This window comes from Ralstonia sp. TCR112 (assembly GCF_007997035.1).
GTDB lineage: Bacteria > Pseudomonadota > Gammaproteobacteria > Burkholderiales > Burkholderiaceae > Ralstonia > Ralstonia edaphi.
The window spans coordinates 1-6226 of the sequence record NZ_VOSS01000164.1; the positions used below are offsets into that span (position 1 = coordinate 1).

Consider the following 6226-nt stretch of genomic DNA (forward strand, 5'->3'; position numbering starts at 1 on the left):
CGTGATCGAGATAGTGCAGCGGCGTGGCCGGGTTGAAGACCAGGCGGCCTTGCAGCCGTTGTCGCGGATCAGCGCCAGCGAGCGGTCGATGTGCTCGGAAGCTTCCGGGTGAAAGGTGATCGAGGTGCGGCGCGCCTTGGCGAAGTCAGGAATGATGCGATCGACCGGGCTGACCATCAGATGCACGTCGATCGGCACCGGCTTGCCATCCTTTTGTGCGTGCGGCCGAATCGCCTCGCAGACCAGCGGCCCAACGGTCAGGTTCGGCACATAGTGGTTGTCCATCACATCAAAGTGGATCCAGTCGGCGCCCGATTCGAGCACGCGGCGCACTTCTTCGCCCAGGCGGGCAAAGTCGGCGGAGAGGATGGACGGGGCGATGCGGAAACCGGACGGATCGATGGCTGCGGACATGATGGGAGACGGATAAGGCGCGCGAACTTGCACGCGAATGCGCAAAAGAAGGGCGCTATTTTAGCCGGATCGGCTGTCTGGCCGCGCCTTGCCGCTGCCACAGCCATGCCGCACAATGGGCGCCAATTCTGATTGTGGATCGACATGCCGAGCTACGAACTCACCGTCCAGGTCCGGACGCGCTATCTGCCGGAGCAATCCGAGCCGGAACACGGCAACTTCGCCTTTGCCTACACCATCACCATCCGCAACACCGGTGACGTGCCGAGCCAGCTGATCTCCCGCCACTGGGTGATTACCGACGCCGATGAGCAGGTGCAGGAAGTGAACGGCCTGGGTGTGGTCGGCCATCAGCCGCTGCTGCCGCCGGGCGAATCTTTCGAATATACGAGCTGGGCGACCATCAAGACGCCCGTGGGTACGATGCGCGGCGAATATTTCTGCGTGGCCGAAGACGGTCACCGCTTCGAGGCGCCCATCCCCGAATTTGCGCTGGTCATGCCGCGCATGCTGCACTGATCGGGAATCAGGGCGCGTCGGAATTGGCGGCTTGAGAATCTTTTGGCGCTGCGTCGGTCGATTGCGAAGGCTTGGCAGCGTCGCTGTGGCGCGACGGATGTTCGGGCGGCGCACGCAGTGGGCGTGGATGCTTCTTGGCGCCAGACATCGTCCAGATCACGATGAAAATGAGCAGGAACAGCGCCACGCCGGCCTCCAGGCCGAACAGCATCATCGGATGGTTTTCGAAGAATTCGCTCATGGTCGACGGCGGGAAGCTCGGGTGCGAGGCATTGTAGCCAACCCCGCAGCCGCATCGGACAGGATGGAAGACGCATGACAGCAGCAACCTTGGACGCATTGACACAAGCCCGCACCGCCACCCGCCGCCGCTGGGGCGGGCTGGCCGCCGCTCTGGTCGCGGCCTTGCTTGCCGCCTGTACGAGCGGGCCGCCGCCGCGCGTCGAAACGCCGCAAGCGCCCACAGGCACGCTGGGCGGTCATCTGGCCCCCGCAACGTGGGCGGATGTGTCCGGCTGGACCGCTGATGATCTCGCCTCCGCGTGGCCCGCGCTGCAATCGAACTGCCAGGCCATGAAGCGCCGCGCCGATTGGTCGCGCGTGTGCACCGCCGGCCTGATGGTCGACGCTGGCGACCCGATTGCGATGCGCGTGTTCTTTGAAGACAACTTCACGCCGTATCGCGTGGTGAAGGACGACGGCACCGACAGCGGCCTCATCACCGGTTATTACGAACCGCTGCTGCGCGGCTCGCGGACCCGCCACGGGGCCTATCAGACGCCGCTGTACCGCATGCCCGCCGCGTGGCGCGGCAAGACGCTGCCAGCGCGCGCGCAGTTGATCCGCAGTCCGGCGCTGCAGGGGCAAGAGATTGTCTGGGTGGACGACCCGGTCGAAGCGGCGTTCCTGCAGATTCAGGGTTCGGGCCAGGTCCAGCTGGAAGAGGGCGGCATCATGCGCCTGGGCGTGGGCGGCACGAACAACCAGCCGTTCCGTTCATTTGCGCGCTGGCTGCTCGACATGGGCGAAATTACGCCGGTGCAGGCCACCATGCAGGGCATCAAGGCCTGGGCGCGCGCCAATCCGGGCCGCGTCGAAGAGATGCTCAACATCAACCCGCGCTACGTGTTCTTTGCCGAGACGCCCGGCAACACGGGCGGCCCCATCGGCAAGCTGGGCGTGCCGCTGACGGACGAACGCTCGATCGCCGTCGACCCGACCTACATTCCGCTGGGCTCGCCGGTGTTCCTGTCGACGACCAAGCCGCTGTCGGCCGATCCGATCCAGAAGCTCGTTTTTGCCCAGGACGTGGGTTCCGCCATTCGCGGTGCCGTGCGCGCCGACTATTACTTCGGCCATGGCGATGCCGCGGGCGACTTGGCGGGCCGCATGAAGCAGACGGGCCGCCTTTGGGTGCTCGTGCCGAAGGGTGGCAGCATCGGCGTCGCCACCCGCTGAGAAACGTCGAACCACTAACCGCGCCGCAAGTCCACCACGCGGCGCGCCTTGCCGACGGAGCGCTCGATTCCGCCGCTGGCCAGCGTCTCGATCGCGGCCGTCACGCCGATCAACGACTTGATGTCATGCGCCAGTTGGCTGCTTGCCGAGTTGGCCGCGTCTGCGGAGGTGCCCAGCGCCGCCTCGATCCGCACCGTCAGCGTATCCAGCGGTCCTTCCTTGCCGAGCACGCATTGGTAGTGCGGTGACAGCGCCGCGTGCTTCAGGATCAATTCCTCGATCTGCGATGGAAACACGTTCACACCGCGCACGATCATCATGTCGTCGCAGCGGCCGGTGATTTTTTCCATGCGCCGGAAGCCCGGTCGCGCCGTGCCGGGCAACAGGCGCGTCAGATCGCGCGTGCGATAGCGCACCACTGGCATCGCTTCCTTGGTCAGCGACGTGAAGACCAGTTCGCCGAACTCGCCGTCGGGCAGCACCTCGCCGGTGTCCGGATCGATGATCTCCGGATAGAAGTGGTCTTCCCAGATGGTCGGGCCGTCCTTGGTTTCGGCGCATTCGCTGGCAACGCCCGGCCCCATCACCTCCGACAGGCCGTAGATATCGACTGCCGAAAGCCCCATGCGCGCTTCGATGGCGCTGCGCATTTCGGGCGTCCATGGCTCGGCGCCGAAGATGCCGATCTGCAGGCTCGACGCGGCCGGGTCCATGCCCTGGCGCTCAAATTCATCGGCAATTGCCAGCATGTAGCTGGGCGTGACCATGATGATCTGCGGCTGGAAATCGTGGATGAGTTGCACTTGCCGCTCGGTTTGCCCGCCGCCGAACGGGATGGCCGTCAGCCCCGCACGCTCCACGCCGTAATGCGCGCCCAGTCCCCCGGTGAACAGGCCGTAGCCGTAGCTCACGTGGACCTTGTCGCCGCGCCGAGCACCCGCCGCGCGAATCGAGCGCGCCACCAACCCTGCCCACGTATCGATATCCGCCAGCGTGTAACCGACAACCGTGGGTTTGCCCGTCGTGCCCGACGACGCGTGGATGCGCGCGATCCGATCCTGCGGCACCGCAAACATGCCGAACGGATAGTTGTCGCGCAGATCGGTCTTGGTCGTGAACGGAAACTTCGCCAGATCGGCAAGCGACTGCAAATCCGACGGATGCACGCCCGCCGCGTCGAACTTTGCCCGGTAGGCGGGCACGTTCTCATATGCGTGCGCGAGGCTGCGCTTCAGGCGTTCCAGCTGCAGAGCCTGGATGGCGTCACGGCTGGCCGTCTCGATCGGATCGAGCGGCAGGTCGGTCGAGCGGGGGCGCATGCGGGTCTCCTCGGGATGCCGTCGTGCAAACCTGCTCACGATCCTACTGCGCGTTCCGATCTTGGCCCTGCGATGCTCACCGTACCCATGTACGGTTGCGCTTCTCGGGCCAACCTCGGGCCGCTCGCGACGGATCGTGAACAGGTTCTGAGGCGTCCTCTAATGGTGATGCGGTTTTGTGGGTGGGCTTTATATCGGGGTCGAACTAGGGTTCTGGGCTGCCAGGGGCTGGAATGACCTGGCCGCAAATCAGTGCCGACTTGCCGCGAAACATGGCGACCACCTCGCCGGCCTGGTTTGTCACGCGTACGTCGTAGATGCCATGGCGGCCGGATAAGACCTGCTCTGTTGCCTCGGCCGTGAGCGTTTCGCCGCCATGCGCCGGCCGCAGGAATTCGACACTGCAGCCCGCCGCCACCGTATTGTGGTTATGGCTGTTGCAGGCAAACGCGAAGGCAGAGTCGGCCAGCGTGAAGATCAATCCGCCATGACAGGTGCGATGCCCGTTGAGGAATTCAGGCCGCACCGTCATGGACAGCCGGGCATAGCCCGCGCGACCGCCTCCACGTGCATGCCGAGCCAGCGCGTGCAGGCATCGACGTCGAACATGCTTTTGCAGGCGGCTTCAGCCAGCGCCTGCGCATCGTGGAGGGTCGTTTCCGTCACGCTGATGTCCTTATTCGCCGGTGAAATGGGCCACGCGCTTGTTCAGAAAGGCGTCCACGCCTTCTGCATAGTCGCGGGAATTGCCGAGTTCGCGCTGCAGGTCACGCTCCAGGTCCAGCTGAGCGTCCAGCGACTGGTTGGGCGCCGCGTGCATGGCGCGCTTGATGGCGGCCAGCGCCCGCGTCGGCTGCTTGGCCAGGTGGTCGGCCATGCAGTTCACTTCGGTCATCAGGATCTTGGCATCGTGATAAACGCCCCAGATGAGGCCCCAGGCCAGCGCCGTCTTTGCGTCGAGCTTCTCACCCAGCATCGCCAGCCCCATCGCCCGCGCCACGCCGATGCGCTGCGGCAGGAACCACGTTCCGCCCGAATCCGGCAGCAGCCCGATCTTTACAAAGGCCTGGAGGAAGCACGCATTCTCGGCGGCCATCACGATGTCGCACGCCAGCGCCAGGTTTGCGCCGGCGCCCGCGGCCACGCCATTCACGGCGGCAATCACCGGCAGGGGCATGGCACGCAGGCGGCGCACCAGCGGGTTGAATTGTTCGTCGATGAGCTGGCCCAGGTCCGTCATCTGCCCGGGCGTGACATTGAGTTCGGAGAGATCCTGGCCCGCGCAGAAGCCGCGTCCCGCTCCGGTCAGGATCAACGCGCGGGCGCGCTGGCGCTCCACCTTGTCCAGCGCTTCGCGCAGTTCCCGGTGCATGCCGGCCGTGAAGCTGTTGAGCTGATCGGGCCGGTTCAGCGTGATGGTGGCCACGTGTTCATGCCAGTCAAGCAGAATGGTCGGGCTGGTCATCTTGTCTCCTCCTCGGTCATCGGTTCATTGATTAACCGACCGGTTGGTCGGCTAATATTACATCCATTCCAACTGGAGCTTCCATGTCCTACGAAAACATTCTGGTCGAAATGCGCGGTCGCGTTGGTCTTATTACGCTCAATCGTCCGAAGGCGCTCAATGCCCTCAACGATGCGCTCATGGACGAACTTGGCGCCGCGCTGCTCGCCTTCGATGCCGACGCCAACATTGGCGCCATCGTCATTACCGGCAGCGAAAAGGCGTTCGCCGCTGGCGCGGATATCGGCGCCATGGCCGATTACGACTTCGCCACCGTCTATAAGAACGAATACATCACGCGCAACTGGGAAACCATTCGCCGCATCCGCAAGCCGGTGATCGCCGCGGTGGCCGGCTACGCGCTCGGGGGCGGCTGTGAACTGGCCATGATGTGCGACATCATCCTCGCCGCCGATACCGCCAAGTTCGGCCAGCCGGAAATCAAGCTCGGCACCATGCCCGGCGCCGGCGGCACGCAGCGCCTGCCGCGCGCAGTGTCCAAGGCTAAGGCCATGGACCTCTGCCTGACCGCTCGCATGATGGGCGCTGAAGAAGCCGAGCGCGCCGGCCTGGTCTCGCGTGTCATCCCGGCCGACAAGTTGATCGACGAAGCTATCCAGGCCGCAGAAACCATTGCCGGCTTCTCGCTGCCCACGGTCATGATGATCAAAGAGTCGATCAACGCGGCCTACGAGACCTCGCTCAGCGAAGGCGTCCATCTGGAGCGCCGCCTGTTCCACGCCACGTTCGCCACGGAAGACCAGAAGGAAGGCATGCGCGCGTTCGTCGAAAAGCGTGCCGCCACGTTCAAGCACCAATAAGGGCAGTCCAGCGGGGTGACTTCGGGAATACCCGAGTAACAAAATCGGGTATTCCGGGCATGCTTTTGCGGCTGCTCTGCGGCCGCAATCCCATGCGTAGACTGGGCTGGCAGCTATTCTTCACGAACGCGTCATCAGCGCGTCATGACAAAGGTGTTGCCAAGCTCAGGGAACCCGCCTATAGTTCGCCC

6 protein-coding genes and 2 pseudogenes are annotated in these 6226 nt (G+C 64.5%); 3 read left to right on the forward strand and 5 right to left on the reverse strand.

The genetic code is table 11. From position 1 onward, the window contains the following. Window positions 1-414: pseudogene (locus tag FUT88_RS24840) on the reverse strand (ribulose-phosphate 3-epimerase); the annotation flags it as partial. A gap of 144 nt (window positions 415-558) precedes the next feature. Between FUT88_RS24840 and apaG the strand changes: the two are divergent. After that, on the forward strand, window positions 559-933 hold the full coding sequence (gene apaG, locus FUT88_RS24845; RefSeq protein ID WP_147219188.1) for a Co2+/Mg2+ efflux protein ApaG: 375 nt from the start codon (window positions 559-561) through the stop codon (window positions 931-933). Window positions 934-940: 7 nt separating this feature from the next. Here apaG and FUT88_RS24850 read toward each other — a convergent pair whose 3' ends face one another. Further along, complete coding sequence (locus FUT88_RS24850) at window positions 941-1174, reverse strand: hypothetical protein (RefSeq protein WP_147219190.1); 234 nt, start codon at window positions 1172-1174, stop codon at window positions 941-943. A 74-nt stretch (window positions 1175-1248) separates the two neighbouring features. Between FUT88_RS24850 and FUT88_RS24855 the strand changes: the two genes are divergently transcribed. Further along, window positions 1249-2391 carry a murein transglycosylase A gene (locus FUT88_RS24855; RefSeq protein WP_147219192.1) on the forward strand — a complete coding sequence of 381 codons (1143 nt, stop codon included), beginning with the start codon at window positions 1249-1251 and terminating at the stop codon, window positions 2389-2391. Window positions 2392-2405: 14 nt separating this feature from the next. Here FUT88_RS24855 and paaK read toward each other — a convergent pair whose 3' ends face one another. The 3 genes and pseudogenes from paaK to paaG form a co-directional block, all read right to left on the reverse strand. Further along, window positions 2406-3710 (reverse strand): phenylacetate--CoA ligase PaaK, encoded by a 1305-nt coding sequence (paaK, locus tag FUT88_RS24860; RefSeq protein ID WP_147219195.1) that lies wholly within the window; start codon window positions 3708-3710, stop codon window positions 2406-2408. A gap of 205 nt (window positions 3711-3915) precedes the next feature. Beyond that, window positions 3916-4382 (reverse strand): annotated as a pseudogene (paaI, locus tag FUT88_RS24865) (hydroxyphenylacetyl-CoA thioesterase PaaI). Window positions 4383-4386: 4 nt separating this feature from the next. Beyond that, window positions 4387-5175 carry a 2-(1,2-epoxy-1,2-dihydrophenyl)acetyl-CoA isomerase PaaG gene (paaG, locus tag FUT88_RS24870; protein WP_147219197.1) on the reverse strand — a complete coding sequence of 263 codons (789 nt, stop codon included), beginning with the start codon at window positions 5173-5175 and terminating at the stop codon, window positions 4387-4389. Between the two features lie 83 nt (window positions 5176-5258). Between paaG and FUT88_RS24875 the strand changes: the two genes are divergently transcribed. Beyond that, the gene (locus FUT88_RS24875) at window positions 5259-6035 is read left to right on the forward strand and encodes an enoyl-CoA hydratase (RefSeq protein WP_147219199.1); all 777 of its coding nucleotides are present in this window, start codon (window positions 5259-5261) and stop codon (window positions 6033-6035) included. Window positions 6036-6226: the final 191 nt, after the last annotated feature.